1 pseudogene is annotated in these 247 nt (G+C 51.0%); it reads right to left on the reverse strand.

Features of this window, described 5'->3' with window-relative positions:
- A pseudogene (locus B7C60_RS18245) lies at positions 1-247 on the reverse strand (phospho-sugar mutase); the annotation flags it as partial.

The following is a 247-nucleotide window of genomic DNA, read 5'->3' on the forward strand; positions in this document are numbered from 1 at the left end:
CAACCGCAGCGGCGGCGTTAAAATGGTTGACACCAAAAGCCACCACTGGCGTTGGAGCGACTTGGTAGGTGAGGTACACTTTGATGCCTAAAGCGGTGAGCACTGAGGCAGTATCGTGAGCAAATTGTTGAGAGTCCGGGCGGCCATCATAGCCAATGACCACACCACGTTGCTGAGCATTTTCAACCTGCTTTATTAAATAGGCACCTAGCCCTGCGGCAGTTTCTTGAATTACCAATCGGTTCAT

The organism is Vibrio fujianensis, from assembly GCF_002749895.1.
Taxonomy (GTDB): Bacteria; Pseudomonadota; Gammaproteobacteria; order Enterobacterales; family Vibrionaceae; genus Vibrio; species Vibrio fujianensis.